The 25,795-nt window shown below is 54.1% G+C and carries 24 protein-coding genes; 6 read left to right on the forward strand and 18 right to left on the reverse strand.

Annotated elements, in window-relative coordinates; all coding sequences use genetic code 11:
• Nucleotides 1–18 precede the first annotated feature (18 nt).
• The 5 genes from MT962_RS14530 to yihU are packed head-to-tail and all read right to left on the reverse strand — an operon-like array spanning nucleotide 19 to nucleotide 6,058.
• Nucleotides 19–2,055 carry an alpha-glucosidase gene (locus MT962_RS14530; RefSeq protein WP_247365944.1) on the reverse strand — a complete coding sequence of 679 codons (2,037 nt, stop codon included), beginning with the start codon at nucleotides 2,053–2,055 and terminating at the stop codon, nucleotides 19–21.
• 50 nt (nucleotides 2,056–2,105) lie between these two features.
• A complete protein-coding gene (locus tag MT962_RS14535; protein WP_024559157.1) occupies nucleotides 2,106–2,993 on the reverse strand; it encodes an aldose-1-epimerase in 888 nt (295 codons plus the stop codon).
• 22 nt (nucleotides 2,994–3,015) lie between these two features.
• Nucleotides 3,016–4,257, reverse strand: a complete 1,242-nt coding sequence (gene yihS, locus MT962_RS14540) for a sulfoquinovose isomerase (RefSeq protein ID WP_048888716.1) — start codon at nucleotides 4,255–4,257, stop codon at nucleotides 3,016–3,018.
• Nucleotides 4,258–4,272: 15 nt separating this feature from the next.
• Nucleotides 4,273–5,148 (reverse strand): sulfofructosephosphate aldolase, encoded by an 876-nt coding sequence (gene yihT / locus MT962_RS14545; protein WP_048888717.1) that lies wholly within the window; start codon nucleotides 5,146–5,148, stop codon nucleotides 4,273–4,275.
• A 19-nt stretch (nucleotides 5,149–5,167) separates the two neighbouring features.
• Nucleotides 5,168–6,058, reverse strand: a complete 891-nt coding sequence (gene yihU, locus MT962_RS14550; RefSeq protein ID WP_024559154.1) for a sulfolactaldehyde 3-reductase — start codon at nucleotides 6,056–6,058, stop codon at nucleotides 5,168–5,170.
• Between the two features lie 169 nt (nucleotides 6,059–6,227).
• Between yihU and MT962_RS14555 the strand changes: the two genes are divergently transcribed.
• From MT962_RS14555 to fabY, 6 genes are all read left to right on the forward strand, one after another.
• Complete coding sequence (locus MT962_RS14555) at nucleotides 6,228–7,124, forward strand: sugar kinase (RefSeq protein ID WP_247365945.1); 897 nt, start codon at nucleotides 6,228–6,230, stop codon at nucleotides 7,122–7,124.
• A gap of 34 nt (nucleotides 7,125–7,158) precedes the next feature.
• The gene (locus tag MT962_RS14560) at nucleotides 7,159–7,959 is read left to right on the forward strand and encodes a DeoR/GlpR family DNA-binding transcription regulator (RefSeq protein WP_247365946.1); all 801 of its coding nucleotides are present in this window, start codon (nucleotides 7,159–7,161) and stop codon (nucleotides 7,957–7,959) included.
• Between the two features lie 152 nt (nucleotides 7,960–8,111).
• The gene (yihX, locus tag MT962_RS14565) at nucleotides 8,112–8,711 is read left to right on the forward strand and encodes a glucose-1-phosphatase (RefSeq protein WP_024559151.1); all 600 of its coding nucleotides are present in this window, start codon (nucleotides 8,112–8,114) and stop codon (nucleotides 8,709–8,711) included.
• The gene (locus tag MT962_RS14570; protein ID WP_024560797.1) at nucleotides 8,705–9,562 is read left to right on the forward strand and encodes a virulence factor BrkB family protein; all 858 of its coding nucleotides are present in this window, start codon (nucleotides 8,705–8,707) and stop codon (nucleotides 9,560–9,562) included. Before yihX ends, MT962_RS14570 begins: the two co-directional genes overlap by 7 nt.
• Nucleotides 9,559–9,996: a D-aminoacyl-tRNA deacylase gene (dtd, locus tag MT962_RS14575; protein ID WP_024560798.1), complete on the forward strand. Its 438-nt coding sequence runs from the start codon at nucleotides 9,559–9,561 to the stop codon at nucleotides 9,994–9,996. The genes MT962_RS14570 and dtd overlap by 4 nt, the downstream gene beginning before the upstream one ends.
• A 44-nt stretch (nucleotides 9,997–10,040) precedes the next feature.
• Nucleotides 10,041–10,982, forward strand: coding sequence for a fatty acid biosynthesis protein FabY (gene fabY, locus MT962_RS14580; protein WP_024557846.1), 942 nt, complete (start codon nucleotides 10,041–10,043; stop codon nucleotides 10,980–10,982).
• A 121-nt stretch (nucleotides 10,983–11,103) separates the two neighbouring features.
• Here fabY and MT962_RS14585 read toward each other — a convergent pair whose 3' ends face one another.
• The 13 genes from MT962_RS14585 to trmH form a co-directional block, all read right to left on the reverse strand.
• Complete coding sequence (locus tag MT962_RS14585; protein ID WP_024557847.1) at nucleotides 11,104–12,786, reverse strand: AsmA family protein; 1,683 nt, start codon at nucleotides 12,784–12,786, stop codon at nucleotides 11,104–11,106.
• Between the two features lie 120 nt (nucleotides 12,787–12,906).
• The gene (locus tag MT962_RS14590) at nucleotides 12,907–14,298 is read right to left on the reverse strand and encodes a uracil-xanthine permease family protein (RefSeq protein WP_024557848.1); all 1,392 of its coding nucleotides are present in this window, start codon (nucleotides 14,296–14,298) and stop codon (nucleotides 12,907–12,909) included.
• A 301-nt stretch (nucleotides 14,299–14,599) separates the two neighbouring features.
• Nucleotides 14,600–15,127, reverse strand: a complete 528-nt coding sequence (locus MT962_RS14595; protein ID WP_024557849.1) for a fimbrial protein — start codon at nucleotides 15,125–15,127, stop codon at nucleotides 14,600–14,602.
• 66 nt (nucleotides 15,128–15,193) lie between these two features.
• Nucleotides 15,194–15,769, reverse strand: coding sequence for a fimbrial protein (locus tag MT962_RS14600; protein WP_024557850.1), 576 nt, complete (start codon nucleotides 15,767–15,769; stop codon nucleotides 15,194–15,196).
• A 53-nt stretch (nucleotides 15,770–15,822) separates the two neighbouring features.
• Nucleotides 15,823–16,362 carry a fimbrial protein gene (locus tag MT962_RS14605; protein ID WP_024557851.1) on the reverse strand — a complete coding sequence of 180 codons (540 nt, stop codon included), beginning with the start codon at nucleotides 16,360–16,362 and terminating at the stop codon, nucleotides 15,823–15,825.
• Between the two features lie 59 nt (nucleotides 16,363–16,421).
• A complete protein-coding gene (locus MT962_RS14610; protein WP_024557852.1) occupies nucleotides 16,422–16,943 on the reverse strand; it encodes a fimbrial protein in 522 nt (173 codons plus the stop codon).
• Nucleotides 16,944–17,004: 61 nt separating this feature from the next.
• Nucleotides 17,005–17,544 (reverse strand): fimbrial protein, encoded by a 540-nt coding sequence (locus tag MT962_RS14615; RefSeq protein ID WP_024557853.1) that lies wholly within the window; start codon nucleotides 17,542–17,544, stop codon nucleotides 17,005–17,007.
• Between the two features lie 107 nt (nucleotides 17,545–17,651).
• Nucleotides 17,652–18,455: a fimbrial protein gene (locus MT962_RS14620; RefSeq protein ID WP_247365947.1), complete on the reverse strand. Its 804-nt coding sequence runs from the start codon at nucleotides 18,453–18,455 to the stop codon at nucleotides 17,652–17,654.
• A 179-nt stretch (nucleotides 18,456–18,634) separates the two neighbouring features.
• Nucleotides 18,635–21,094 carry a fimbria/pilus outer membrane usher protein gene (locus MT962_RS14625; RefSeq protein WP_247365948.1) on the reverse strand — a complete coding sequence of 820 codons (2,460 nt, stop codon included), beginning with the start codon at nucleotides 21,092–21,094 and terminating at the stop codon, nucleotides 18,635–18,637.
• Nucleotides 21,095–21,107: 13 nt separating this feature from the next.
• Nucleotides 21,108–21,815, reverse strand: coding sequence for a molecular chaperone (locus tag MT962_RS14630; protein WP_024557856.1), 708 nt, complete (start codon nucleotides 21,813–21,815; stop codon nucleotides 21,108–21,110).
• A gap of 290 nt (nucleotides 21,816–22,105) precedes the next feature.
• Nucleotides 22,106–22,633 carry a fimbrial protein gene (locus MT962_RS14635; RefSeq protein ID WP_024557857.1) on the reverse strand — a complete coding sequence of 176 codons (528 nt, stop codon included), beginning with the start codon at nucleotides 22,631–22,633 and terminating at the stop codon, nucleotides 22,106–22,108.
• Between the two features lie 386 nt (nucleotides 22,634–23,019).
• Complete coding sequence (gene recG, locus MT962_RS14640; RefSeq protein ID WP_048888725.1) at nucleotides 23,020–25,101, reverse strand: ATP-dependent DNA helicase RecG; 2,082 nt, start codon at nucleotides 25,099–25,101, stop codon at nucleotides 23,020–23,022.
• Between the two features lie 3 nt (nucleotides 25,102–25,104).
• The gene (gene trmH, locus MT962_RS14645) at nucleotides 25,105–25,794 is read right to left on the reverse strand and encodes a tRNA (guanosine(18)-2'-O)-methyltransferase TrmH (RefSeq protein WP_024560803.1); all 690 of its coding nucleotides are present in this window, start codon (nucleotides 25,792–25,794) and stop codon (nucleotides 25,105–25,107) included.
• Nucleotide 25,795 lies beyond the last annotated feature (1 nt).

The raw sequence follows: 25,795 nt of genomic DNA on the forward strand, positions 1-25,795 counted from the left end.
TCCTGCGGGCGAGCCTTATCAGATAAGACGTAACGCATTGAACAGCGAAGCCCATTCGCTTTGCGCACGGTAAAAGACCGGTGGTTGACCGAGAGGCGCGTTGACAGTGATCTCTCCGCCGCCGCACTCTTCGCCCGTCCAGAGGTTGACCCAGCTATCCTGAGGCAGGTAAAGCGTCCAGTCGCGTCGCCCTTCCTCATAAACGGGAGCGACCAGCAGATCGCGGCCAAAAAGATACTGGTACTTGATCGTATAAGCGCGAGGGTCGTTCTCGTAATGAAGGAACAGAGGCCGCATTACCGGCAAGCCGCTTTTGGCGTTTTGCGCAACCGCCTGTTTGATGTAGGGCTTAAGCGTTGTGAAGACTGTTGTCATTCGTGCGAAATGGGCAATAGTTTGCGCATCGCTGTCGAACTGCCAGTTGTCGCCAGGGCGGTTCCCTTCGTGGGTGCGCATCATTGGCGTAAAAGCGCTGAAATCACACCAGCGAAGCAGAAGCTCTTTGCTGCGTTTCATATCAAACAGCGTGGTGTAGCCGCCAATATCGCTGTGGTGCAGGCCATGGCCGGACATGGCTAAAGAGAGCGCGGCCGGCACCACCGACGCCAGCCCGTCATCCAGGCTCCAGTCAACGTTCTGATCGCCTGCCCACATCATCAAGGAATGTTTCTGGCTGCCGGTGTAGCCTGCGCGCATGAAGAAAAGCACTTCGCCAAGCTTGCCTGTCTCTTCCAGCGCTTCGTAGTTGCATTTTGCCCACAGCGCAGGCCAGGCGTTATGCATGATCTCCGCGCTCACGCCGTTATGCAGAAAGGTATCGGTGGGCAGATATTCACCAAAGTCCGCCATCCAGCCGCCGCACCCCAGCGCAATCAGGTTTTGCTTGATAACGCCTTTGTACCAGTCGTACGCCTCTGGATTAGTCAGATCGATAACGCCTGCGTAAAATTCGCCAAACTCAACGTGGTAGTCTTTGCCCTGCGCATCTTTTGTCAGATAACCGCGTTTCGCCGCCTCCGCACATAAGTCGCGATCGCTTGCGACATAGGGATTGATATAAGAGAGAAACTGGACGCCTTCGCGGTTCCACTGCTGGATGCGTTCAGCGAGGTGCGGGTAAAGCTCGCCGTTCCATTTCCAGTTCCACATCACGCGCTTACCAAAAGAGGTCATACGGATGCCCGACCAGTCCTGCGCCCATATGCCGTTAACTTTCACGCCGCCGTTGCGCATCGTTTCCAGCTTCTGCTGACAAACCTCGGTGCCGCCCTGAATGCCCAGCGTCACGCCGTCATAGACCCAGTCGGGTAGCTCCGGCTGGCGTCCCAGCAGGTTGGTCAGTTTTTCCAGAAGCGCAACATAGGTTTCCGCGCATTCGAAACGCAGCGTGGCGTTATCCTCCCAGAATGCCAGTTCGTGAAACTCCGGCGCGCTGAAGTCGAAGTTCATGTAACAGCTGTTATCAACGTGGCAGTAGTATTTTTGCGTGCTGACAAAGGTCGGCTGTGGAAAGAAGGTCCAGTAATAGTCGCCTCCCGCATTCTCCTTACAGTCTGCAAGCCATGTCACATAGCTCTGTTTGTTGCGGCCGACGCCCTGTTCACTGGTCCAGAGCGGGAACGGCTTGCCGCGCAGATCAAAGCAGGAGAACTGTTCGCCGCAGCCGTAAATATGATCTTCCGGCTGCGCCGCCAGACGCAGCCAGATGCGGTTATGGCTGCTGGCCTCGTTTTGCAAGCGCAACTGAAGACGGCCTGCGGTATCGGTATCGATAATCAACGTCGCGCTGACAGCATCGCCGCGAGTAAAATGGATAGTCCAGCCTGTGCGTTGTTTCGTGACAGACGCGTTAGTCAGGGCGATTTTTTCGTTTAGCTTATCTTTAATGCTGAAGTTGCCGCGAAACATCGCGATGTCCGCCTCGCCCGCGCCAGTCCACAAGCAGGGCGCCTGAGCGGTATGGCGCAAAATGAGACGCTGTTGCCAGATAAGCGTAAAGCCGTCGTTTTGTTCAATAAGCTCAAGGTCATCTGAACCCGTTTGTTGAGAAGTCATAACGATCTCCGTTGTAAGGTAGTTCGGTAAGTTGTTCGTTTCTGTTTTTGTTATTCGCCGCCGATGGAAAAACGCAGCTGATGCGTCTGACCTGGCGCCAGCGAGAGTAAGTCCAGGCCGGAATTAAACGCGTCGGGCGGACAACTCATCGGCTCAACGGCAAGCCCAATCCGGTTTAGCTTGTCGCCGGTATAAATTTGCAGCCAGGGTTGATCGGAACGCAGAAAGGTGGACATGGCCTGACGCTGGCTGGTTAACCTCACCTCCCACGCCTTCCCATTTGCGAGCGTTTTAAAGGTATGATCGACAAGCGTCGCGCCGATTTTCCGGGGCGTTGAGAACAGCAAGCCCAGCTCATGCGCATCGACTAAATGCAGAGGATGACGTTGCGCATCCACACTGAACGCCTGTTCGGCGGGTATAACGACCGTGCAGCTGTCTACTTTTTCCAGATTGCAGGTTAAATAAGGGTGTGCGCCCGCACCGTAAGGCGCAGGCTCGTCCCCTAAATTTTGCGTAGCGATGCAGGCGCTCAGGCCCGCATGCGCGTCTAATCGCCAGGTCACTTCGCAGGCAAGCATAAAAGGGTAGCCATAGGTCGGTGGTAAGAAAGCCGTTAAGGTGACTTCAGAGGCCGACTGGTGCGCAACCTGCCAGTTTTGCCACGCCAGCAGCCCATGTATCGCCGAGCCAGACTCGCTATCGTTAATCGCGGGCGTAAAGGTTTTTCCCGCGTAGTGATAACGACCGCCAGCGATACGGTTAGGCCAGGGAAGTAAAACTTTTCCCATATGGGCCGGGGGCATCTCTTCCGGCTTATGCGGAACGACCAGATGTCGCCCGAGGTAAGTCAGCTCAGCGAGGCCTGCGCCCACCGTAACGATTTTTGCCTGATAGCGCCCGGCGTTCAGCACAAGGGTTTTTCCGCTTTTATGCATGCCTGTTCTCCCTGCGTGTCGCTTATTTAGCGTTCTTATCCAGCAGCCCGGCGGCAACGGCGGGCGCTAAGCCTGGCGCGAGGGGCAGGCGGGGGATAACAAGGCAGTGCAGCAGATGGTAAATATCCTGTTTTCCGTCCCAGACTTTAGTGGTGACCTGATTATTGGCGTCCAGCTCTTGCCACCAGGAGCCGTTTTCATAATCCATCAGGTACTTAATGCAGTAGTCCCACCATTTCTGATACCAGGCTTCGTATTGCGGATCGCCGGTTACGGTATAAAGGGCATAGGCGGTACCCATCGCTTCAACAATCGGCCAGCGAACACGTTCGCGAACAATAGGCGTGCCATCCCAGTCTACGGAATAGACGAAACCGTCTGCGCCGTCTGGCGCCCAGGCATCGCGAATAGTGGCGTGAAAAAGCCCTTTTGCATCTTCCAGCAACCATGCTGGCGGCGTTTCAAAACGGGCTTCGAGAGCAGCGCGAAGGTGCAGCATCAGCCGTCCCCACTCAATCCAGTGACCCGGCGTGCCGCCGTAAGCGCGAAAACGATGGGCGGGGTTTTCTTTGTTGTAATCGCGGATAGGATTCCAGTTGGCGTCAAAATGTTCGTTAACGCGATATTCGCCTTTGCGGGCTACGTCATGAATAATTACCGAAGCGATGCGTAATGCCCGGTCGAGCCATTTCTTGTCATGAGTAACGTCATAAACAATTAAAAACGCTTCCACGGCATGCATGTTGGCGTTTCCACCGCGGTAATCCTCCGTTTTGCTGAACGCCTCGTCCCATGACTCGAGGCACATCTGCTCCGTTTCGCTCCAAAAATAGTTTTCGATAACTTCGATGGCTTCATCCAGTAAAGGGCGGGCGGCGGGATGACCAGTGGTCACTGCGCTGGCGGCGCCAAGCAAGACGAAGAAGTGTTGGTAGCCCTGTTTTGAGGCGTCTACAACGCCTTCATCATTTACACAGGCATACCAGCCGCCGTATTGCTTATCTTTCAGCGCGCCGTTAAGGGCGTTGATGCCATGCTCCACCAGCGCCAGCGCGCCAGGGCGCCCCATCGCGGCGGCAACGGCGTAAACGTGCAGCATACGGGCAGTTATCCATAAATGCGTGCCCATATCCGTTCTGACCTGGCCGTTGTTGCCCAGCCAGCCGAAGCCGGTCGGCACCGCCGCCTTTTTGCCGAAATCAAAAATGCGATCCGTTTCCTGCTCCAGCCAACGGTTATGGCTCAGCGTATTAAACCATTTCATGTTCTGTTCCTTTTCTCAGCGGCCTGCCATCATTTCGTCAACAATCTCGCCTAAGCGCTGTAATTTCGGGACGGAGATATCTCGCAGCATTGCTTGCGCGTCGGGTAAGCCGATAACGGATGACCAGACGGCGCGGCCTGCAAGAAAACCTGAGGCGCCTGCGGTCATCGCCACCCGGACGGCGCGTGGAAAGAGCTTTTCATCCACGCCCGAAGAGAGAATGACCCAGGGCATATTGATGTGTTCGTTGAGCCTTTGCGAAGCGGCGAGCAACGCCTGTTGAGGGCCTTTACCATAGAGCGGCATCTCGACTTTATAGAGATCCGCGCCGCTATCTCCCAGCTCTTTTGCCGCGTCGATAATCGCCTGCTCTCGATCAAACTTATCGCCGCGACGCGGCGGACGAACAACGGGTTCGATGATGCTTAACAGACCGCTGGCATGGCATAGCTGATTAAATGCGTTGACCATCTCCAGCCGCTGCTGCGGGTCCTCGTCGCTGCGCCATAGCACCAGCAGTTTTAGCGCTTTCGCGCCATCGCGCTTCACCGCTTCCGGGTCGATCTTTTTATCAATAATCACGCTATCGACGGGAATCCCGTTGCCGGGAATAAACTCATCGGCGGCGACAATGGTGGCGCAGCTCTTCGCGATAGCCTTTTCCTCAATGACCTGGCGGTAGCAAAATTGCTGATCCACCAGAATTGCAGAGGCATAGGGCGACAGGATCCTGGCGGCGTTAACTTTAAAGTCCGTGAGCACCCGATCGCCTACAGGGGCAGGTTCGCCCGCCGCAGCAAACATTAAACGCATGGCCTCGCGCTGATCGACAGCCAGCATGGCGAAGCCGCCAGAAGGTCGGGTGATATCGTTAAGCGTGTAGTGGGACATATCTTGTTCCTTTTACTGGTTAAATTTTGCGGGCCAGGCCAGCTGACGTTCGCACCTGTTCAAGAATGGCTGTCCAGTCCTCGCGTCCGCGCCCGGCAGCACGCGCCTGGCTGTAGACTTCGCGAGAAGCGGCGCCGAGCGGCATCGGCACCTGCAGTTGATTGGCGACGTCCAGCGCGATCCCGAGATCTTTATGGGCGAGGTCGATCATGAAGGCGGGGGAAAGATCGCCTTTCAGCACTTTATTCGGCCAGGAGGTGGTGAAGTGCCCTTTACCGGCGGGCGTACCGCTCATGACTTTCAGCGCGACATCGAAAGAGAGACCAAGCGCCTCACACAGTACGGCGGCTTCTGCCGACAACGCGTTAAGCGCAATACTCATGTAGTTGTTGATAAGCTTGACGCGAATGCCCATCCCCGGTCCGCCCGCGTTAACCAGCTCGTTGCCCATCGCCATTAAAACCGGCCTGGCGCGTTCTACCTGCTCTGGCGTGCCGCCTGCCAACAGCAGCAGCGTGCCGGCGATAGCATGATCGGAAGTGCGGCCTACGGGCACATCCATCATGCTGAAACCGCGCTGCTTCATGTCAGTAATCAACCGATCGGTCTGCAAGGGATGAATAGTGGACATATCAATGACCAGCGCTTCGCGGGATAGCCCCTCGCAGACGCCGTTTTCATCAAACAGTACGGAGCGAACCAGGTCGCCGTTAGGCAGCATGGTGATAACAAATTCTGCATCGGTAGCGGCCTGCGCCGCCGTAGGCGAAGCGGTTGCGCCTTGTTTTGCAAGCTGCTCGACCGCCTGTGGGTTTACATCAAACACCTTAAGCTGGTGGCCCTGCTTAAGCAGGTTGCTCGCCATCGGCGCGCCCATTTGTCCAAGCCCTATAAAAGCGATTACCGGCATGTTTCTCTCCTGAAAGATGTTGATGTCAACTTGTGTCAATAATTGAGCGTTTGTTCTGGTTTTTTTTGATCGTATTTGTAATTTATGGTCAAAAAATTGACAGTCGTCACTTTTTAAACATTTGATGAACTTAAAATGGCGACATTCGGAAAAGCAGAAAGGAAACCTTATGGCTCGTATCGCTTGTGTCGGTATTACCGTTTTGGATCGCATCTGGTATCTCAATGATTTACCAGGCGAAGGGGGAAAGTATGTCGCTAACAATTACAAAGAAGTCGGTGGCGGGCCTGCTGCGACAGCGGCCGTAGCCGCAGCAAAACTGGGCGCAGAGGTCGATTTTATTGGCCGTGTTGGTGACGACGACACGGGGAAAAGCGTGCTCAGCGAGCTGGAGTCATTGGGGGTAAAAACACGTTATACGCGCGTATTTTCCGGGGCGCGATCGTCGCATTCTGGCGTTTTTGTGGATGCCCATGGTGAGCGGATTATTGTCAATTATCCTGGCCCGGAACTTCCGGCCTGCGCCGACTGGCTGCAGGCGATTGACTTTTCTCAATGGGATGTGGTGCTGGCGGATGTGCGCTGGCACGATGGCGCGAAACAAGCTTTTACTCAGGCCCGCCAGCATCACGTCACCACGCTGCTGGATGGCGATACTACCCCACAGGACATTTCTGACCTGGTTGCTTTAAGCGATCACGCTGTTTTTTCTTCCCCAGGTTTACAACGGCTGACCGCAAGCAAAGCGCCTGCGGAGGCGCTTAAAAGAGCGCAAACGCTCACAGAGGGTCTTGTTTATGTCACGCAGGGAAGTGACGGTTGCTACTGGCTGAAAAATGGGACGCTGTGTCATCAGCCTGGGTTTTCCGTCAAGGTTATCGATACCACTGGCGCGGGCGACGTTTTCCATGGCGCCATGGCCGTGGGGCTGGCGCAACAGGCGCCAACGGAAGAGGTCGTTCGCTTCGCCAGCGCAGTAGCGGCATTGAAATGCACCCGACCAGGCGGACGTGACGGTATCCCTGATTGTGATCAAACCCGCTCTTTTCTGTCACTTTTTGTATAAAATGCGGGGCGTGATGGTTTTTAGAGGACAGCCTATGAGCCTTACCGAACTAACCGGTAATCCGCGACACGATCAATTGCTGACGCTGATTGCCGATCGCGGTTACATGAATATTGACGAACTGGCGCAACTTCTGGACGTTTCAACCCAGACGGTGCGTCGGGATATTCGCAAACTCAGCGAGCAGGGTTTAATAACCCGGCATCATGGCGGTGCAGGCCGTGCGTCCAGCGTGATAAATACGGCTTTTGAGCAGCGCGAAGTCTCTATGACGGAGGAGAAACGCGCGATCGCAGAAGCTATTGCCGACTATATCCCTGATGGCTCGACGGTGTTTATTACCATTGGCACCACGGTTGAGCATGTGGCGCGGGCGTTGCTCAATCATAACCATCTTCGCATTATCACTAACAGTCTGCGGGTCGCGCATATTTTGTTTAAAAACCCCCGGTTCGAAGTGATGGTGCCGGGCGGCACGCTGCGCGCCCATAACGGCGGAATAATAGGGCCGGCCGCAACGGCGTTTGTGTCAGGGTTTCGCGCCGATTATCTGGTGACAAGCGTAGGGGCGATTGAGAATGATGGCGCAATGCTGGAGTTTGATGTTAACGAAGCAAGCGTTGTCAGGACCATGATGGCGCATTCCCGTCATATTTTGCTCGCCGCCGATCACACCAAATATCATGCTTCGGCAGCGGTAGAGATAGGCAATGTCGTGCAAGCCGCCGCGCTTTTTACGGATGAGCTTCCCGGCCCGGCATTGCATAACTTGCTCAAGGCGGGGCATGTTGAAATTGTGCAGGTTAGCGCCCTTGGCGAGCAGGAAAAGCGTTAATTTTTTATGCCGGAGAGCGTTATGCTATCCGGCCGCATGCGCCGAAAACTCCCCTTTATTCCTTTCTGTTTTGCAAGCCATGCGCTTGTGCGTAGTCAAATATCGCCTTTCCCGCTACAGTTACCTCTCCATGGCCGACAGGGGAGAGTGTCATGCTCTATATCTTTGATTTAGGTAACGTCATTGTCGATATCGACTTCAATCGCGTACTGGGTGTCTGGAGTGATTACAGCCGCGTGCCGCTGGCGAATCTGCAAAAAAGCTTCACCATGGGCGAAGCGTTCCATCAGCATGAACGCGGCGAACTCAGCGACGAAGCGTTTGCCCGTAAGCTTTGCGAAGAGATGGCGCTGCCGCTGAGCTTCGAACAATTTTCCGCTGGCTGGCAGGCGGTGTTTGTCGCCCTGCGTCCGGACGTTATCGACATCATGCATAAGCTGCGCGAGCAGGGGCATCGTGTAGTGGTGCTTTCCAATACCAACCGTCTGCATACCACTTACTGGCCGGAGCAATATCCGGAAATTCGCGCTGCCGCGGATAATATTTACCTTTCGCAGGAGATGGGCCTGCGTAAGCCCGAGCCTGCTATCTACCAGCAGGTGCTCGAACAGGAAGGCTTTCGCCCCAGTGAAGCGGTATTTTTCGACGATAACGCCGATAATATTAAAGGAGCCCAACAGGCTGGCATCACCAGTATTCTGGTGACGGGAAAAGAAACCGTGCCGGACTACTTTGCGAAGCTGTCATGTTAAAAACCGTTCATCAAAAAACGCGGCCCCTCGTGGCCTGGTTGAAGCTGCTCTGGCACCGTATCGATCAGGACAATATGACGACGCTTGCCGGTAACCTGGCCTATGTGTCGCTCCTGTCGCTGGTGCCTTTAGTGGCGGTTATTTTTGCGCTGTTCGCGGCGTTTCCGATGTTTTCGGATGTTAGCCTGCAGCTGCGGCACTTTGTGTTCGCTAACTTTATGCCGGCGACGGGCGACATTATTCAGCGCTATATTGAGCAGTTCGTCGCTAACTCTAACAAGATGACGGCGGTCGGGGCGATTGGACTTATCGTCACTTCTTTGCTGCTGATGTACGCCATCGACAGCGCGCTTAACACCATCTGGCGCAGCCAGCGGACGCGGCCGAAAATCTACTCTTTCGCTGTCTACTGGATGATCCTTACCCTTGGTCCTTTGCTGGCGGGGGCGAGCCTTGCCATCAGCGCCTGGGTGCTCTCCCTGCGCTGGGCAAGCGGCTTTGACAGCATGATTGACGAAGTGCTGCGTATCTTCCCGCTGCTGCTCTCGTGGCTCTCTTTCTGGCTGCTTTATAGCGTTGTTCCGACGACTCGCGTCCCGGCTAAAGATGCGCTGATAGGCTCGCTGGTAGCGGCGCTGCTGTTTGAACTGGGTAAGAAAGGTTTTGCCCTCTACATCACCATGTTTCCTTCCTATCAGCTTATTTACGGCGTGCTGGCGGTTGTCCCGATTCTGTTTCTTTGGGTTTACTGGACCTGGTGCATCGTCTTGCTTGGCGCGGAAATAACTGTCACTCTCGGCGATTACCGAAAATTAAAAGAAGCGGCAAAAGAAGAAGCTGAGGAGCCATGATTGCATTAATTCAACGGGTCACGCAGGCAAGCGTCAGCGTGGCGGGCGAGGTGACGGGTGAAATCGGCCCGGGACTTTTGGTGCTGTTAGGTGTCGAAAAGGATGACGACGAGCAGAAAGCTAACCGCCTGTGCGAGCGCGTGCTGGGATACCGCATTTTCAGCGATGACGCGGGCAAGATGAACCTTAACGTACAGCAGGCGGGCGGCAGCGTGCTGGTGGTGTCGCAGTTCACCCTGGCGGCGGATACGGAGCGCGGTATGCGCCCGAGTTTTTCGCGCGGCGCGGCGCCGCAGGAAGCGCAGGCGCTGTACGACTATTTTGTCGGTCGCTGCCGTGAACAGGGCATCACGACCCAGACCGGACGTTTCGCCGCCGATATGCAAGTCTCGTTGACCAATGATGGGCCGGTAACCTTCTGGTTGCAGGTATGAGCCAGATTGCCGCATGGCCGCGGGTAACCAGAGAGAGTACAGCTATGTATCACCTTCGCGTACCGCAGACTGAAGAAGAACTTGAGCGCTACTACCAGTTTCGCTGGGAGATGCTACGTAAGCCGCTGCATCAGCCGAAAGGCTCCGAGCGCGACGCTTACGATGCCATGGCGCATCACCAGATGGTGGTGGACGAAGAGGGCAATCCGGTCGCCATCGGCAGGCTTTATATCAACGCCGACAATGAAGCGGCTATCCGCTTTATGGCGGTGCATCCTTCCGTTCAGGATAAAGGCCTGGGCACGCTGGTGGCGATGACGCTGGAGTCAGTCGCCCGCCAGGAAGGGGTAAAACGCGTGGTGTGCAGCGCCCGCGAGGATGCGGTAGATTTTTTCGCCAAGCTGGGGTTCGTTAACCAGGGCGAAATCACCACGCCGCAGACCACGCCGGTGCGCCACTTTCTGATGATAAAACCGGTGGCGACACTGGATGATATTTTGCACCGCGCGGACTGGTGCGCCCAGCTTCAGCAAGCCTGGTACCAGCATATTCCGCTCAGTGAAAAGATGGGCGTGCGCATTCTCCAGTACACCGGGCAAAAATTTATTACCACCATGCCGGAAACCGGCAATCAGAACCCGCACCATACGCTGTTCGCTGGCAGTTTGTTTTCCCTCGCCACCCTGACAGGCTGGGGGCTCATCTGGCTGATGCTGCGCGAGCGCCACCTTGGCGGCACTATTATCCTTGCCGATGCGCATATCCGTTATAGCACCCCGATCACCGGAAAGCCGGGCGCCATCGCCGACTTAGGCTCGCTGAGCGGCGACCTCGACCGCCTGGCGCGTGGGCGCAAAGCGCGGGTGCAGTTACAGGTGGAGTTGTTTGGCGACGATACGCCGGGCGCGGTGTTTGAAGGTATTTATATCGTCCTGCCGGCCACCCCCTTCGGGCCGCTGGAAGAGGGTGGCAACGAAGAGGAGTAACGCTTTGCGTGCTTCGCTCGTGAAATGAAGAGAACAGGGCCGGTGACGCGTTGCTTGCCGGCTCTGTTCATCCACTCGATGACGTCTCGCGTCTCCCCGTTGAGATGAGGCGCAAAGCGGCTTACGCGCCCGGCACCACGCCGCCCTGCATCACTTGCTGAATCTGCTGCCCATTGGCGCCTGTCACTTGCAGCTGACCGTTTACGCTCGGGCGCAGCGGCGCGCCCGCCGCCAGGCTGCCGCTGGCGGTCAGTTGCAGGTTGCCGTCGCCTTGCAGCGGCACCAGCGCCCATCCCCAGTTGCGCAGCACGTTTACCGGCACCGCGCGTCCGTTCAGGCTGAGTGTGACCTGGCGCTGCGGCAATTGCGAAATAGCGGCCGTGGCTTCCAGCATGCCTTGTCCGGCAAACGCGCTCAGTTCGGTAACGTTGATCGTTGAAGCGTTCGCGTTAAGCGTAATGGAAGGGCGACGTACGTCGATGCGGTTAAATGTGCCGGCGGCGGCGTTAAGCGTGGCGTTGCCGCCCCAGATCCCCCACTGGCTGTTGCGCGCCAGCTGCAAATTATTGCCATAGCCATCCAGCGCCGTAAGCTGAAAGGGGAAGAGCGGGTCAATATCAATAATCAGGTTGCGGCTGGCGGCCAGCCTTTTTACCGTGATGCTGTTAAGCCAGTCAGGCAGCTTCTGCTGCCACTGCTTTTTCCAGTCTGCCGGCAGGGTGTATTCCAGCCCCGCCAGCGCCACTTCATCCAGCACCAGCGCGCGCCCGTCGCGCAGCCAGTTGCCGGAAGCGCGCGCCATGCCGCCTTCCCAGCGGGTCGTGAACTGGCGCAGCGCAATGCCCTGCGGGGAAAAATCAGCGTTAACTATCGGGTCGAAGAAATGGAGCGAGCCGGAGATAAACTCGCTGGCGTTCATAGAAAGCCTGCCGTCTTCGCTCTGCCAGTCGCCCTTCGCAATCGTCAGGTTGCGCACGCTAACATCAAGATCCGTCGCCGCCCAGCCGGGACCTTCCAGCCTCGCGTCGGTGATTTCAAGGCGGCCCAGCGCCAGAGAAGGGATCGTAGTGAGCGGTTTGAAAAAATCGCTCAGGCTTTTATCGCTCTGCAACCGGACATCGCTGATGCGAAGACTTTCCACCACCCAGCTGCCGTCGGCATTGCGCCGGGCGGTGCCCGTCAGCGCGCCGCGCGCCACGTCTGCGCCAATGTTGGAGAGCGTAACCTGGTCTTTATCAATCGCGCCCTGAATAAAAACGTTGCTGAACGGCACGCCGTTTAGCGTCATCGAACCTGCGCTTAACTGTATATTCGCCTGAGTGCCCAGGATCTTACCGGCTTCCGGCAGCCAGGGGCTGAGGCCGCCGTTTACGCGCTGCGCGCTCAGGTCCCATTCGGTATTAGGGCTGTTAAACGCCATCTCGCTGAGCCGTAAGTTATCGGCGCGGAAAGGCAGCGGAGCGGTGGAGGGCGAAAAGTTCAGCGTGCCTTTTTGCAGCAGAATGGTGTCCACATGGGAAGGCTCCGTAAGCTGACGACTGCTGAGGCCAATATCCACCTTCTGCGCCACCAGCGTGGCGGGCTGACCATTGCGGCCAAAAGTGACGTTTTTCAGCACCAGATGCGAGGGCGAAGAGAAGCTGTGATCCATTTCATCAAAGGTGATGTGGTAGTCACTGTGGCCGTTAACCCAACTGGTTATCCATCCGGCGCCCCAACGTGTCTGCAGCAGGATATAAAACGCCAGCAGAACAATCAGAACGGCCGCCAGTAAGGTAAGAATGAGCTTTCCAAGAAATTTCATTGTCTTCCATCCTGTGAAGTTCCGGTGATGGAGTTATGCCCCATTTAGGCATATAGCTCAAGGCAGGGATTGTCAAAGAGGGTAACAGCGATGGCGGCAGGGCGCCGCCATCGGAAAGTATTACGCTTTTTCGGGCGGGAAAATCAGGTTCAGTACGATGGCGGTAATGCCGCCTGCGGCGATGCCGGAGGAGAGCAGGTTTTTCACCCAGTCCGGCGCGAACTGCAGGATAAGCGGCTGCTGGGAAACGCCCAGACCCACCGCCAGAGAAAGCGCGATAATCATAATGGCGCGGCGGTTGAGCGGCTCGCGGGAGACAATACGCACGCCAGAGGCGGCGATGGTGCCGAACATTACAATCGTCGCGCCGCCCAGCACCGGTTCCGGAATATGCTGCACGAAGCCGCTGACGGCCGGGAAGAGTCCCAGCACAATCAGCATCAGCGCCACCACAAAACCCACGTAACGGCTGGCAACGCCGGTCAACTGGATGACGCCGTTGTTCTGCCCGAAGCAGGAGTTCGGGAAGGTGTTGAAGATGGCGGAAACGCAGGAGTTAAGGCCATTCGCCAGCACGCCGCCTTTCAGTCGCTTCATGTAAAGCGGGCCGGAGACCGGTTGCTCAGAGACATCAGACGTTGCAGTGATATCGCCGATGGTTTCCAGCGACGTCACCATAAAGACCAGCATCAGCGGCACCAGCAGGTTCCAGTCAATGCCGAGGCCGTAGTAGAGCGGCGTGGGCACCATAATGAGCGAGTCATTCGCTGGCGCACTGCTTTGCGGCAACATGCCCATCGCCCACGCCAGCAGGTAACCCACGGCCATGGCGATAACCAGCGAGGCGACGCGCAGATAGGGGTTGCGTTGGCGGTTAAGCAGGATGATCACCGCCAGTACCGCGCCAGCTAATAATAGGTTTTTCGGCGCGCCGAAGGTGTGATCGTTCATTGCCGCGTAGCCGCCGCCGATAGAGGTCAGCCCTACCTGAATCAGCGAAAGACCGATAATCATCACCACCACGCCGGAAACCAGCGGCGTGATGATACGGCGCGCCAGGTGCAAAACACGGGAAAGCAGCATTTCTGTGCAGCTTGCCAGCATCAGCGTGCCGAACAGCGCCGCCATCATCGTCGGCACATCCGCGCCGCCGTTTTTCAGCGCCAGACCGCCCATGATAAGCGGTGAAACGAAGTTGAAGCTGGTGCCCTGAATAGAGAGCAACCCGGATCCCACCGGCCCCCAGGCTTTAATCTGGATGATAGACGCCACGCCGGACGCAAACAGGGACATGCTGATGATGTGCTGCGTATCCTGCGCCGGTAAACCAAGCGCCTGACAAATCAACAGCGCGGGCGTAATGACCGCGACAAACATCGCCAGCAAATGCTGACAGGCGGCGAACAGCGTTTGCGGCAGGGGTGGCCTGTCTTCAAGACGGTAAATCAGTTCACTGGCACGAGCAGGCGCAACCGATTGCGCTTTTTCAGACTCTACGGTATCAACGGACATCAACGGCAATCCCACGATGGAAAAGCGGCCATTTTATCGGACTGAATGGTAAAAGCAAACGATTGCATAACGGGCGTAACTATATTTAAACGCACCAAAAAAGGATTTTATATAACGCTTTCGCAGCCAGGAGAGGCATGACTCAATAAAAGCAGAGTCATTGCTGGAGCGCCTAAAAAGCCAGCAGGGAAGTCTGGTAAGAGGGGGAGTCGCAACGCTGCGGCTGCGGCGTAGTCATTCTTATTGTTTCCGGCTTGAATGCATAGCATCGAAAACGCCCACCTTGCGATGGGCGTGATGATTAAAGCCGTTCAATCTGCACGGTTACGGTGCTGTTAATATTACCTGCAACCGCTTCCTGATTGGTTAGCTGCACCATTTGCAAACCAAAGGTGCCTCCTTCCTGCGCAACCAGGCGACCTGTATTTAATGGCACCGGCTCATTCTGGCTATTAAAAATGCCGATTCCCACGCCTTTTGCCGCGGTTTCATCAGTCAGAGAGTTTGCCAGCACCGTGCCGTCGGCATCGTCGGCAACCCCCATGAATTTGTAGGCAATTTTACCCTCATCCGCCAGTTTGTCGCATTCCGGGCCGCCATCAACGCTGGCCTGAACGGTAACGGGAGAGGTAGCATTGTCGCCTTGTTTAATGAGCGTATCTGAGTTTTCCAGCACAGATACGGAGCTCTCACTCAGCGCTACGCTACAGGTAAATTCGGCTGGTTTCAGCGTCCCTGAAATGATGATATTAGCCGACATATCTTTAGCCTGAGCTGTGCCAGCCATAAGCAGCGTTGCGCTTATCAGGCCCGACAATAATTTTTTCATATCATGATGTCCTAATTAATGAGTACGTACGGTCTGGTATTAATGGATTAACCCAAACCGCGCCCTTTACAGACGTTCAATCTGCACCGTCAGGTTTGTCGAGACGTTACCCTGCGTCGACTCCTGGCCTTTCAGGCTCACCAGTGAAAGATAAAGGGGGAAAGAAGCCGTTAAGTTGCTTGCCTCCCCGCTCTTATTAGCACCGGGGAAGGTCGCGACCGTCACGTTGGGCGTGATGAGTTTGTGCTCAAAGTCGGTGAGTTGAATGCCAATACCCTGTGCGGCAGTACTGCTGGTATCAGTATTCGCCAGGGTATTTCCTTCGATGCTATCCGCAGTACCAAGGAATTTCAGGCCGATATTTTTATAGCCTTCATCGGCATCGCAGTTTTTGCCGCCCAGTTGCACATAAACATGGTCGTCTGCATTGAAGGGGTTAATATCACTACCCTGAACAGGCAAATTTTTATTTTCATGATGAAGGGTCAGCACATATTTGCTCATTAATACGGTGCAGCCGCTTGCCGCTGTTTGTAGCCGACCGTAAATCACCATCTCGTGCCCGATATCCTGCGCCTGCACCGGAACCGAACCGGCGATAAGCGTAGCGCCCAGAGCGAGTGTTAATGCCAGTTTTTTCATAAAAGTCTTCTCATTTAAAAAACCTGATAAACGTATTCAGCGGGTTTTTTATTTCAGAGGCGCACGACTTCAATGGTCAGTGCGCTATGAATATTGCCTGCTTCCGGCGTCTGGCCATTAAGCTGAACCATATGTAAGCCCAGGCTAATTGGCATCGCGCTATTTATAACTGGACGGTAAGTATTAATGTTGAGCGGACTGCCGTCAGTAGCATACAGACCAACCCCTACACCTTTAGCTGCGCCTTCGCTGCTATCCGTATTGGCAAGCACCGTTCCATTGGCATTATCAACTGTGCCTGTGAATTTAATCCCTACGCGCCCGGCTTGAATTTTATCGATGCAAACCAGGTCGCCTCCAACCGTAACGGTAAACGTACTGTTGATATGGGCCGCAGCGCCATCCTGTATGGGGAGTTTATCGATTGAATCTTCAAGCGCGATGGAGGTGGTTGAAGGAAGGACCGTACAATCCCCTTCGCTTGGCGCGCTTAACACACCATTAATATCCACCACAGCGGAGCGATCTTCCGCGTGCGCTGCGCCTGCCACGAAAAAGGAAGAGAGTAATAAACCCAGTATCGCTTTTTTCATTTAAATATCCTTATAAGTATTAATTGGATAAAAGTGAATTAATCCGAAAGCGCACCGGCTTACAGACGCACCAGGTCAAGGGTCAGGGTGCCATGAACGGTTCCTTCGGTCGGCGTTTGACCATTTAACTTAACCAGTTGCAGATTAACTTCACTGATTACCCCGTTAAGAGGGATCACACCGCCGTTAATATTCAGCGGTGTTTTATTTTTATCAAAAACACCAATGCCAACGCCTTTTGCGCCATTTTCGCTTACATCATTATTGGCGATTACCGTCCCATCGGCATCATCCGCAACCGCATGTAATTGAATGGAAAGCTTTTCAGGCGCCGGGCAATAACCCCCCACATTGCCGATGGAGATAGGCAAATTTTTCGGTGCTGTCGCATTGGTCCCTTGTGGAATAAGCTGGTCAGTTTGACCACTCAAGGAGACAGACGATTCGACGTAAATATAGCAGTCAGAATTACCGTTCATAACGGTGCCGCTAATCTGCAGTGAAGCTGAATTATCTTCAGCACAGGCAGCGCTGGCGGCGAATAAAGAAGAGAGCATCAATGCCATTAATGCTTTTTTCATTTCCACTATCCTTATACAAAGCAAAAAAGCCTTCGTGACATCACGAAGGCTTTAGTTATGCTTACAGACGTTCGATCTGAACGGTCAGAGAGCCCTGAACGGCGCCTACGGTTGGTTCCTGGCCTGCCAGTTTCACCAGACCCAATTTCAGAGAATAGCCGTTGGTCGTTGCAGCAACAGTATCGTTAACTTTGACAACTTCATCATCGTAATTATAAAGACCAACACCTACGCCTTTTGCTGCAACATCTGCGCTGGCGGTGTTTGCAAGAGTGTTACCGTCTACGCTATCCGCAGTGCCGAGGAATTTATAAGCCAGTTTGCCTTGGGCAAGAGAAAGCCGGCAATTGTCATCACCTTTAATATTCATGACAACAGTTTTTGAGTTAGTCAGTTTTTGACCGGATTCAACCATTGTAGAAATATCTTCATTCAGAGCGACACTGGTATCAGAAAGGTCGACAGAGCAGTATGAATCGTTAGCAGTAACGGCACCCGTTACCGACAGGGTGGCAGAAACATCATTCGGATTTGTTGTTGCCTGAGCAGCGCCAACCATGAACAGTGCGGAAACAGCCAAACCTAATACAGTCTTTTTCATAATAAATATCCTTATATTTTCCTTGAATGTGAAATAGGCGAAGCGCACTCCCCTTTATGAAAAAAAGGTAATAACACTTCCATATTTCTTATTTGGTTGTGAATCTTTTAAAGATAATTAATGCGTAGCGTTATTTGCGCCTTTACATTTCCCTTTGTGATTTTTTCATTGGTTTTGGCATAGCGCACAGCAAGGGGCAAAGCGAACCCGTTTTGCTGTTGCGGCAATATTATTTCCATCGGTCGGCCCGGGAACAGGACGCTACTGTTATAGAGCATCTCAATCCCTACGCCGGATGCCGGGTTATCTGGCGCAACATTTTTAAATATTGACGGTATTTGAGGGTCGTTCGCACCTTCAACATTAATGCTGGCTTTTTTGGTATTCAGGCATAACAAATTAACGCTCACGGGATAAGGCTTTTTAGCTTCGCTGCTGGCCAGTTCCGTTGCATCTATAGGCGGCAAATCAATTTGCGGATTTGGCACCTGAATAGCGCAGTGCGCTTTCGCTGCTAATACATTTACCGCCATATTCACTACCAGCGAGTTATCATTAAGGGAAAGCAACGAAGGCAACCGCAGGTTCAGCGTCCCACTCTGCATAGCGCCCGTTTTCACAGCTTCAAAGCGAAGCGTTAAATCATCGGTAGTAATAGCGGCCAGGGATAAATCAGCAACCGGGGCGCTGAAAGGCAAAACCCATTCTTTGCGCGTGGCGCCCGGTTTGTCATAAATCACCGTCAGGCGCAGGCCCAGACCCGGTAGAGCGGTAGCGAAAGTGTTAAATCCTGTCTGTCGCGCCGTCATTCTCCCGTTCAGCACTTTCCTCACTTTCTCCAGACATGCGCTGGTAATGGGACGATGCGAGCCGGTCAATTGCGCCAGCGAAGCCTCTTTTTTATAAAGCACGGCCCCGACCGGCTCCGCCGCCACGCGAGCCGGCAACTGCACCGTAACCGGCACCGTTAAATTAAGCGGTTCGCTTCGCTTTATGTCCTGACACTCTGCCGCTATGGTCACGGCGCTGTGAAAAACCGTCGTTAAGATTGCTGCCCTGGCCAGGCGAGAAATGGTTTTCTTCATGATTATCAATGGCACTCCACAGCCAGTAAGGCGACCGGCAGTTTTGTGCCGCTTTTCGCCGGTAATTCCACAGGCGCGGAGCACTGCTGTTTATCACCCCAGGTAAAACGCACCACGCCTTTATCCGGCGCAGTGTTCAAATAGACCTGCCCCGCATCGCCGACATAATACGTTTCGTCATTACCTTCAATGCGCGCCCGGGCGCCAAAGGGCAAATAGTCGCCGTTGTGTTTAACCGTGAGCACCGCTTTACGCCCGCTTACCGCCGCAAACCGGGCCATTACAATCGCGTCTTTCGTCGGCACGACCTGGGTAGAGGTGCTGGTAAAATCGACCTCTTTACTGGCTCGTGTATCAATGCTTAACGGGTTGCGGTGATACGCGCGTAAATCCGGTACCAGCGCATAACCGCGCGAATCGGTCGCGATATTCTGTCCGCCCTCCAGCGCCACATCCGGCGTGTTGGGAATGGCGACCAGCGCCAGGCTATTATTCGAGTAGCGGCCAGCGGTAATGCCATGGCGATGGGCGACCAGACTGCCCGACGCGTTCCATGTCATGTACTGGTTCTCATCGGCGTTATAGGTAAGGTTCATTTCGCCGTACCGGCCCTGATAGTCGAGACCTGCCGAACCGCTCTGGGTATCACTCTGGCCATGCTGCGAAGCGTAGGAGAGCTGCGTATTCCAGCTCAGATCCTGACGATCGCCCACTTTCCCGGTGATCCCGACCTGGTTCGACAGGTCGCCCTGCAAGCCGGATGTCGCCGTGTAGTTGACCATCGGCTGAACGCGCGGGAACGCTTCGCTAAGCGGCAGCGAAAGCGTCAGCGCCAGTTGTTTATCCCACTGCGGATCGCCTTCGTTACGCGTCATGCTGTAAGCCAGCGAAAAACTGACCATTTTATACGAGCCGTTCCAGCCCACCTGCCACATCCGGGAAACGGAGTTATCTCTGTTTTCGCTGCGGTTTAGCGTGGCGAAGAAACTATGTTCGTCAGTCACCGACTGGTTAACCGTCAGGTTGTACTCGCGACGTTTGCGGGTGTCGGCAAACAGTGTTTCCGAATCCGCCCAGTCGCTGAACGACAGGTAATCACTCAGGTAGTAGCGATTGTCCAGTTGGATCTGCGTATCCGTTTCCGGGATGTCATTACGGTAAGTCAAACGCACCATATCGCCGGTATATTCCGGCGAGTTTTCCCGGCGCCCTCTACTGTGCGTAACGTCCAGAGCAATGCCGCCCAGGCTCTGGAAATCAAAGCCCAGGCCAAGACTGAAGGCTTTAAATTTATCCTGATACTGACTGCCGCCATACACAGTGGCGTTAAGCGGTAACCCCCAGGACAGCGCGGCCTGCAGAATTTCAGGCTTGTCATTGCCAGAGTCTGAAGACGAAAGGTAGCGGCCCGCCGTCAGGTTATATTTTATCTGCCAGGTGCGCAGCAGTTGCGGGACGCTGGAGTACGCAACGGTACTGCGCGACTCGGAGCCATCAGCTTCCGTTACCACCACCTCGAGCTTACCGCCATTGGATACCGATGACAGATCGCCAATCATAAAAGGCCCTGGCGGCACGGAACGCTGATAAATCACGTTGCCGTTTTCACGCACCGTTACGCGCGCATTGCTTTTGGCAATACCGCGAATAATCGGCGCGAAGCCCGTGAGCTGATCCGGGATCATGTCATTGTCAGAGCTTAGCTGCGCACCGCGGAGCAGCAGACTGTCAAACACGTCGCCAGGCGTGCTGGCATCGCCCAGCGTTAATTCGCCTTTAAGGGCATGGATAGCGGTCTCGACATAATTGCTGATGCTCTTCCAGCCTTCATCTTTACTCACCGTTGCGTTGTTACGGTAGCGCCAGCGGCCAATATTGATGCCATTAGTGAGGTTGGCGTAGACCGAGTCCGATACGCTGTCATTACGCGAAAGGTATTGCTGACCAGAAAGCTGGTACATCGTGATAAGCGCAGGAATACCGTCGTCCCACTCTTCCTGTGGGACACCCATCAGCGATTCATCACGCAGCACCGTCTGGGGAATAGCGATCTCCAGCGCCAGTTTTGAGAAGTCAAAACTGGTCCTGGTGCCAGGCACCTGCTCTTCCATGGATACGCAGGTGTTTTTAAGCTCATTATCCTGTGCTTTTGAATCCACTTTGCTCATATCCACTCCCAGTGTCTGGTAAGTTTTATAAGAGAGACACGGAACCAGTTGTTTCTCTTTATTCAGTTCAAATCTGACGCTGCTGACCGTCACTACGCTGCCATTTACGCTGATATGTACCCGGTAAGTTCCGGGCGGCTGATAACCCTGGCTCAGCAGGCTGGTATCGCTGATGGCTGCGTTTCCATTCACTGCCTGTAACAGACCAGGGTCAAAATATTCACCTGCTAATACTGAGCGAGCGAAAATCGCCGTTGCTACAAAAGAGGCAAGCCACTTAATCCTTGTGCCGTGCATAACGTCCTGTTAGTTAATTAAGACGTTGTGTAAACGTTTTAGAGGTGACGCCAAAGTCGTTAATAGCGCTCCATTCCACGCCTGCGCCAGCCGCTGGATTATGTTTAAGACGATAAGTTTTGTTCCCAAAAGGCGGGATAACAGTGTTGTTGTCGATAACGGAAACCGGTATAGATTCTTTATCCACAGCGATCTCACCCAGCACGACATAAAAAGGCGACGCGTTATCCACTTTCGCCGTATTACCGGAAAGCGACCAGTGCAGATTTTTAACCGCGTCGCCCGGATCGCCTTTCAGGCCCGCAGGGCGGAAGAAAAATTTAATACGGTTGTTTATCGCCAGCACCATGCGGTTTTCAACTTTAGACTCTTCATCGTTCAAACCCGGTACGCCTTTCACGTCCAGCCAGAAAAGACTTTCACGATCGGCAGGCAAACCATTTCCCAGATAAACCACACGAATAACGTTATCGCTTTTGGGCGCGAGTCGGAATAAAGGCGGCGTTACAACAAACGGTAAATTCTTTTTAACCGTACTGTCGCCTGCATCCAGCCATGACTGAATAAGATAGGCGCGCTCTTCATTACTGTGAACCGTAACAGAAGCATCGCCATCTTTTTCGTTGTAAATCAACCTGTCAGCATTTAAAGTTAATGCCGCATGAGACATTCCTGACCAGCAAGCCGCAGTCAAAAGAGTTGTCAGGAGTAATTTTTTCATTTTAAATCCATAAGAACGCAGTGAGAAATAACCTGCGAAGTAATTAAAAATTACCTCAAAGGTGGCTTTTTATATTAAATAGAATCAGAGTCTTTCAATTTGTACGGGTAATTACGCCTAGTCGTGGGCGTCTGGTTTTTTAATTTCACTATGCCTACCCGAAAGAGCAGCGGCCTTCCAGCGTCGGTTTCAGGGTAATATTGGGAACAATAACTTCACCTCCCATACCGTCATAAACGCCAACGCCTGCTGCTAATAGGTAATAATCATGTACTGCACATTATTTATTTTTACATCCGGTCAATCTGCACGGTTACTGAACTTTGTACTGAACCGGGGGTAGGTTCCTGATTTTTTAACTTAACCATCGCCAGATGAAATGGGTAACTATTAACACCTTGCATAATGTATCTGGCGCTAACGTTCGGCGTAATAATTTCGCCTGACGCGTCATAAACGCCTATGCCCACGCCTGTTGCGGCGGCGCTACCCTCATCGGCATTGCTAAGCGCAGAACCATCTCCGGCGACGGTACCCATGAAATTGAGCGCAATGCCTTTACAGTTGTCTCCCGTTAAAAAGGCCGACACGGCATCCCGGGAAATGGCATCAGAAAGCGGTTGACCCTGTTCCGGCAAAGCAGCAACATCCTGGCTTGCCAGGTGCACCAGTGAACGGCTCAACTCAACGGCGCAACCACTGGTGCTGTCCTGTACTGACCCACTAATATCCAGCACGGCCGGAATATCATTAGCGGCAATGGCTACAGCAGACGTTAATACGCTGCTTATAGCGATGATTAATGCTAATTTTTTCATCGTGGAATCTCATTTTAGAATGGTGGGGATCTATTTAACCCAGATGGTGGAATAAATATCCCATGCATCACCATCACCAGGTTATTTTGATCATAGAGTGGCGGCATAAAAAGAGTCAAATTCCCCCCCTGCGATGTTATCTTGTCAGAGCGTTAAATGTATTCTCTTTTTGAATGTATTAAGTTTTGATATTTTGTGCGGCAGGTTTTTTATAAGAATATAGCCCGGGTAAAAAGGGCGTATTGCTAATAAATAGAGTTTTGGGATTTTCTCAATCAATCAATTCAAAAGATCCATTTATAGAAAAAATGAAGAAATGATAAGTGGACAGAAGGTGATTGACGGAGTGAATTTATTTTGTTGTCGAAGAAAGTGTAATCTATTATTTATGCATTAGAGTATTTTTCCGTTTCCGGCATCCAGCGCTCAATCAAAGCGGCAGCCTGTTCAGGAAAATACTCATGAATATGGCGGGCGATGCGCTGCACTTCAGGAATAAGCGCTTGATCGCGCAGCAGATCCGCCACTTTAAACTCCGCGTTACCCGTCTGGCGGGTACCAAGCAGTTCGCCCGGACCACGGATTTCCAGATCTTTTTGGGCGATGACAAAACCATCATTGCTGTCGCGCAGTACCTGCAGGCGCACCTGCGCCGTTTTTGACAGAGGCGCTTTATAAAGCAGAACGCAATGCGAAGCGACGGCACCGCGCCCAACGCGGCCACGCAGCTGATGAAGCTGCGCCAGGCCGAGGCGCTCGGGGTTTTCGATTATCATCAGGCTGGCATTTGGCACATCCACGCCAACTTCAATGACCGTGGTCGCTACCAGCAGATCAACGTCGCCCTGCTTAAAAGAGAGCATCACCGCCTGCTTTTCCTGCGGCTTCATGCGGCCATGCACCAGCGCCACTTTTAGCTCCGGCAGAGAGGTTTTTAGCTCTTCCCACGTCGCTTCAGCGGCCTGTGCTTCTAATAATTCTGACTCTTCAATCAACGTACACACCCAGTAAGCCTGACGGCCCTCCTGAGTGCAGGCGTGCCGTACGCGATCGATAATATCGCCACGCCGCGTATCAGGAATGGCGACGGTGGTCACTGGCGTACGCCCCGGCGGCAACTCATCAATAACCGAGGTATCGAGATCGGCGTAAGCGGTCATCGCCAGCGTTCGCGGAATAGGCGTCGCGGTCATGATGAGCTGATGGGGATGAAAGCCTTGCTGCTGGCCTTTTTCCCACAGCGCAAGGCGCTGATGTACGCCGAAGCGATGCTGTTCATCAATAATAACCAGCGCGAGGTTTTTGAACTGGACCTGCTCCTGAAAAATGGCGTGTGTTCCAACGACCATCGGCACCTGTCCGTTGGCGATAGCTTCCTGTTGCGCCAGACGTGCTTTCCCTTTCTGTTTGCCCGCCAGCCAGCCCACGTCGATCCCGAGCGGGGCAAACCAGTTGCGAAAGTTATTCGCATGTTGCTCGGCGAGCAATTCCGTGGGCGCCATCATGGCTACTTGCTGACCGTGAGAAATAGCGCGCAAAGCGGCAAGCGCCGCAACCAGCGTTTTACCGGAGCCAACATCCCCCTGCACCAGGCGCATCATGGGGATATCGAGCGCCAGGTCGCGTTCAATTTCCGCAACCACTCGGTTTTGCGCCGCCGTGGGGGTAAATGGCAGTGAGCGAAGGAACTGGGTTTTAAGCTTATCTTTCGCATCAAGCGGCAGGGCGCGATAGCGCTGCGCGCCCGCCCGTAGCGCCAGCATGCTCAGGTTGTGTGCCAGCAGTTCTTCCAGAATCAGGCGACGCTGCGCCGGATGCTTGCCGCTTTCGAGGTCGGTCAACTGTAGCGAAGGAGGGGGACGATGCAGCGTGCGGATGGCTTCCGGCAGGCTCATTAAGCCTTGCGACAGCTCTACGGGCAGTAATTCAGCAACAGGACAGGTATCCAGCACTTCCAGCGCCTGGTCTGTAAGTTTGCGAAGCGTAGCTTGTCGAACCCCTTCGGTAGTGGGATAAACCGGCGTAAGCGTCTCCTGCAGCTCGGTTGTTTCCAGATCGCCCTGAACGCGGTATTCGGGATGTATCATCTCCGCGCCGTACTGGCCGCGCTTCACTTCGCCATACGCCAGAACCCGGCGGCCATGCGCAAGGTTATTCTTCATGCCCGCGTTGAAGTTGAAAAAGCGCAGCGTCAGCACGCCGGTGCCATCACTAAGCTGGCATACCATCATACGCTTACGGCCAAAGACAATATTGCAGTTCAGCACTTCGGCTTCTACGGTGGCATACACCCCCGGCAGTAAGTCGCTAATAGTGGAAAGTTGAGTACGGTCTTCGTAACGCAGCGGGAAATGGAACAGCAGATCCTGAACCGTATGCAGGCCGAGCTTCGCCAGCTTCGCGCTCTGGCTGGCGCCGACGCCGGTAAGCGAGCTTAACGGAACCGCATCCAGCAGACGGCCTTTCATGGTTTACTCCGCAGCCTGCATTGTCGCCCACCAGCCCGCATCAGCTTCGATTTCACCGTGCTGATTAACGTGGGGGTACGCAAGTCCTTTGCGCTTAGCGACTTTTGCCAGCACCGGATAGCCGCCTTCAAACAGCAGGCGCTGTTGCTCTGCTTGAGGCAGGGTGCTGTTTTCACGTTCGTACATGCCGGCGTTTTGACGCTGGCGCTGCGCTTCATAAAGAATTAACGCGGAGGCGACTGAAACATTAAGCGATTGCACCATGCCGATCATCGGAATGATGATGTCTTGATCGGCAAGCGCCAGCGCTTCCCTGGTGATGCCGGTCTTTTCCTGGCCCATCAAAATACAGGTTGGACGGGTATAGTCGATTTCACGAAAATCCACCGCTTTATCGGACAGGTGGGTCGCCAGCACTTGCATGCCCTGCGCTTTGAGTTCGCCAACCGCATCGCCAATAGTGCGATGTGTTTTTACCTCTACCCAGCTGTTGCTGCCTGCGGCTGAAGAGGCCATGGTGCGCATCCGGCTGCTCGGCCAGACGGCATGCACCTCGTGCACGCCAACGGCGTCTGCCGTGCGGATAATGGCCGAGACGTTATGAGGTTTATGCACCTGCTCCATGCAAACCGTCAGGTCTGGCTGACGGCGGGCAAGCATTTCACGGATTCGCGCATAACGCTGAGGATTCATA

The organism is Franconibacter sp. IITDAS19 (genome assembly GCF_023079515.1).
GTDB classification, from domain to species: domain Bacteria; phylum Pseudomonadota; class Gammaproteobacteria; order Enterobacterales; family Enterobacteriaceae; genus Franconibacter; species Franconibacter pulveris.

What these genes read in the sequence shown, in the direction of transcription:
- MT962_RS14530 (WP_247365944.1), bottom strand. Translation starts at nt 2,055, where the DNA reads ATGACTTCTCAACAAACGGGTTCAGATGACCTTGAGCTTATTGAACAA.
- MT962_RS14535 (WP_024559157.1), bottom strand. Translation starts at nt 2,993, where the DNA reads ATGCATAAAAGCGGAAAAACCCTTGTGCTGAACGCCGGGCGCTATCAG.
- yihS (WP_048888716.1), bottom strand. Translation starts at nt 4,257, where the DNA reads ATGAAATGGTTTAATACGCTGAGCCATAACCGTTGGCTGGAGCAGGAA.
- yihT (WP_048888717.1), bottom strand. Translation starts at nt 5,148, where the DNA reads ATGTCCCACTACACGCTTAACGATATCACCCGACCTTCTGGCGGCTTC.
- yihU (WP_024559154.1), bottom strand. Translation starts at nt 6,058, where the DNA reads ATGCCGGTAATCGCTTTTATAGGGCTTGGACAAATGGGCGCGCCGATG.
- MT962_RS14555 (WP_247365945.1), top strand. Translation starts at nt 6,228, where the DNA reads ATGGCTCGTATCGCTTGTGTCGGTATTACCGTTTTGGATCGCATCTGG.
- MT962_RS14560 (WP_247365946.1), top strand. Translation starts at nt 7,159, where the DNA reads ATGAGCCTTACCGAACTAACCGGTAATCCGCGACACGATCAATTGCTG.
- yihX (WP_024559151.1), top strand. Translation starts at nt 8,112, where the DNA reads ATGCTCTATATCTTTGATTTAGGTAACGTCATTGTCGATATCGACTTC.
- MT962_RS14570 (WP_024560797.1), top strand. Translation starts at nt 8,705, where the DNA reads ATGTTAAAAACCGTTCATCAAAAAACGCGGCCCCTCGTGGCCTGGTTG.
- dtd (WP_024560798.1), top strand. Translation starts at nt 9,559, where the DNA reads ATGATTGCATTAATTCAACGGGTCACGCAGGCAAGCGTCAGCGTGGCG.
- fabY (WP_024557846.1), top strand. Translation starts at nt 10,041, where the DNA reads ATGTATCACCTTCGCGTACCGCAGACTGAAGAAGAACTTGAGCGCTAC.
- MT962_RS14585 (WP_024557847.1), bottom strand. Translation starts at nt 12,786, where the DNA reads ATGAAATTTCTTGGAAAGCTCATTCTTACCTTACTGGCGGCCGTTCTG.
- MT962_RS14590 (WP_024557848.1), bottom strand. Translation starts at nt 14,298, where the DNA reads ATGTCCGTTGATACCGTAGAGTCTGAAAAAGCGCAATCGGTTGCGCCT.
- MT962_RS14595 (WP_024557849.1), bottom strand. Translation starts at nt 15,127, where the DNA reads ATGAAAAAATTATTGTCGGGCCTGATAAGCGCAACGCTGCTTATGGCT.
- MT962_RS14600 (WP_024557850.1), bottom strand. Translation starts at nt 15,769, where the DNA reads ATGAAAAAACTGGCATTAACACTCGCTCTGGGCGCTACGCTTATCGCC.
- MT962_RS14605 (WP_024557851.1), bottom strand. Translation starts at nt 16,362, where the DNA reads ATGAAAAAAGCGATACTGGGTTTATTACTCTCTTCCTTTTTCGTGGCA.
- MT962_RS14610 (WP_024557852.1), bottom strand. Translation starts at nt 16,943, where the DNA reads ATGAAAAAAGCATTAATGGCATTGATGCTCTCTTCTTTATTCGCCGCC.
- MT962_RS14615 (WP_024557853.1), bottom strand. Translation starts at nt 17,544, where the DNA reads ATGAAAAAGACTGTATTAGGTTTGGCTGTTTCCGCACTGTTCATGGTT.
- MT962_RS14625 (WP_247365948.1), bottom strand. Translation starts at nt 21,094, where the DNA reads ATGCACGGCACAAGGATTAAGTGGCTTGCCTCTTTTGTAGCAACGGCG.
- MT962_RS14630 (WP_024557856.1), bottom strand. Translation starts at nt 21,815, where the DNA reads ATGAAAAAATTACTCCTGACAACTCTTTTGACTGCGGCTTGCTGGTCA.
- MT962_RS14635 (WP_024557857.1), bottom strand. Translation starts at nt 22,633, where the DNA reads ATGAAAAAATTAGCATTAATCATCGCTATAAGCAGCGTATTAACGTCT.
- recG (WP_048888725.1), bottom strand. Translation starts at nt 25,101, where the DNA reads ATGAAAGGCCGTCTGCTGGATGCGGTTCCGTTAAGCTCGCTTACCGGC.
- trmH (WP_024560803.1), bottom strand. Translation starts at nt 25,794, where the DNA reads ATGAATCCTCAGCGTTATGCGCGAATCCGTGAAATGCTTGCCCGCCGT.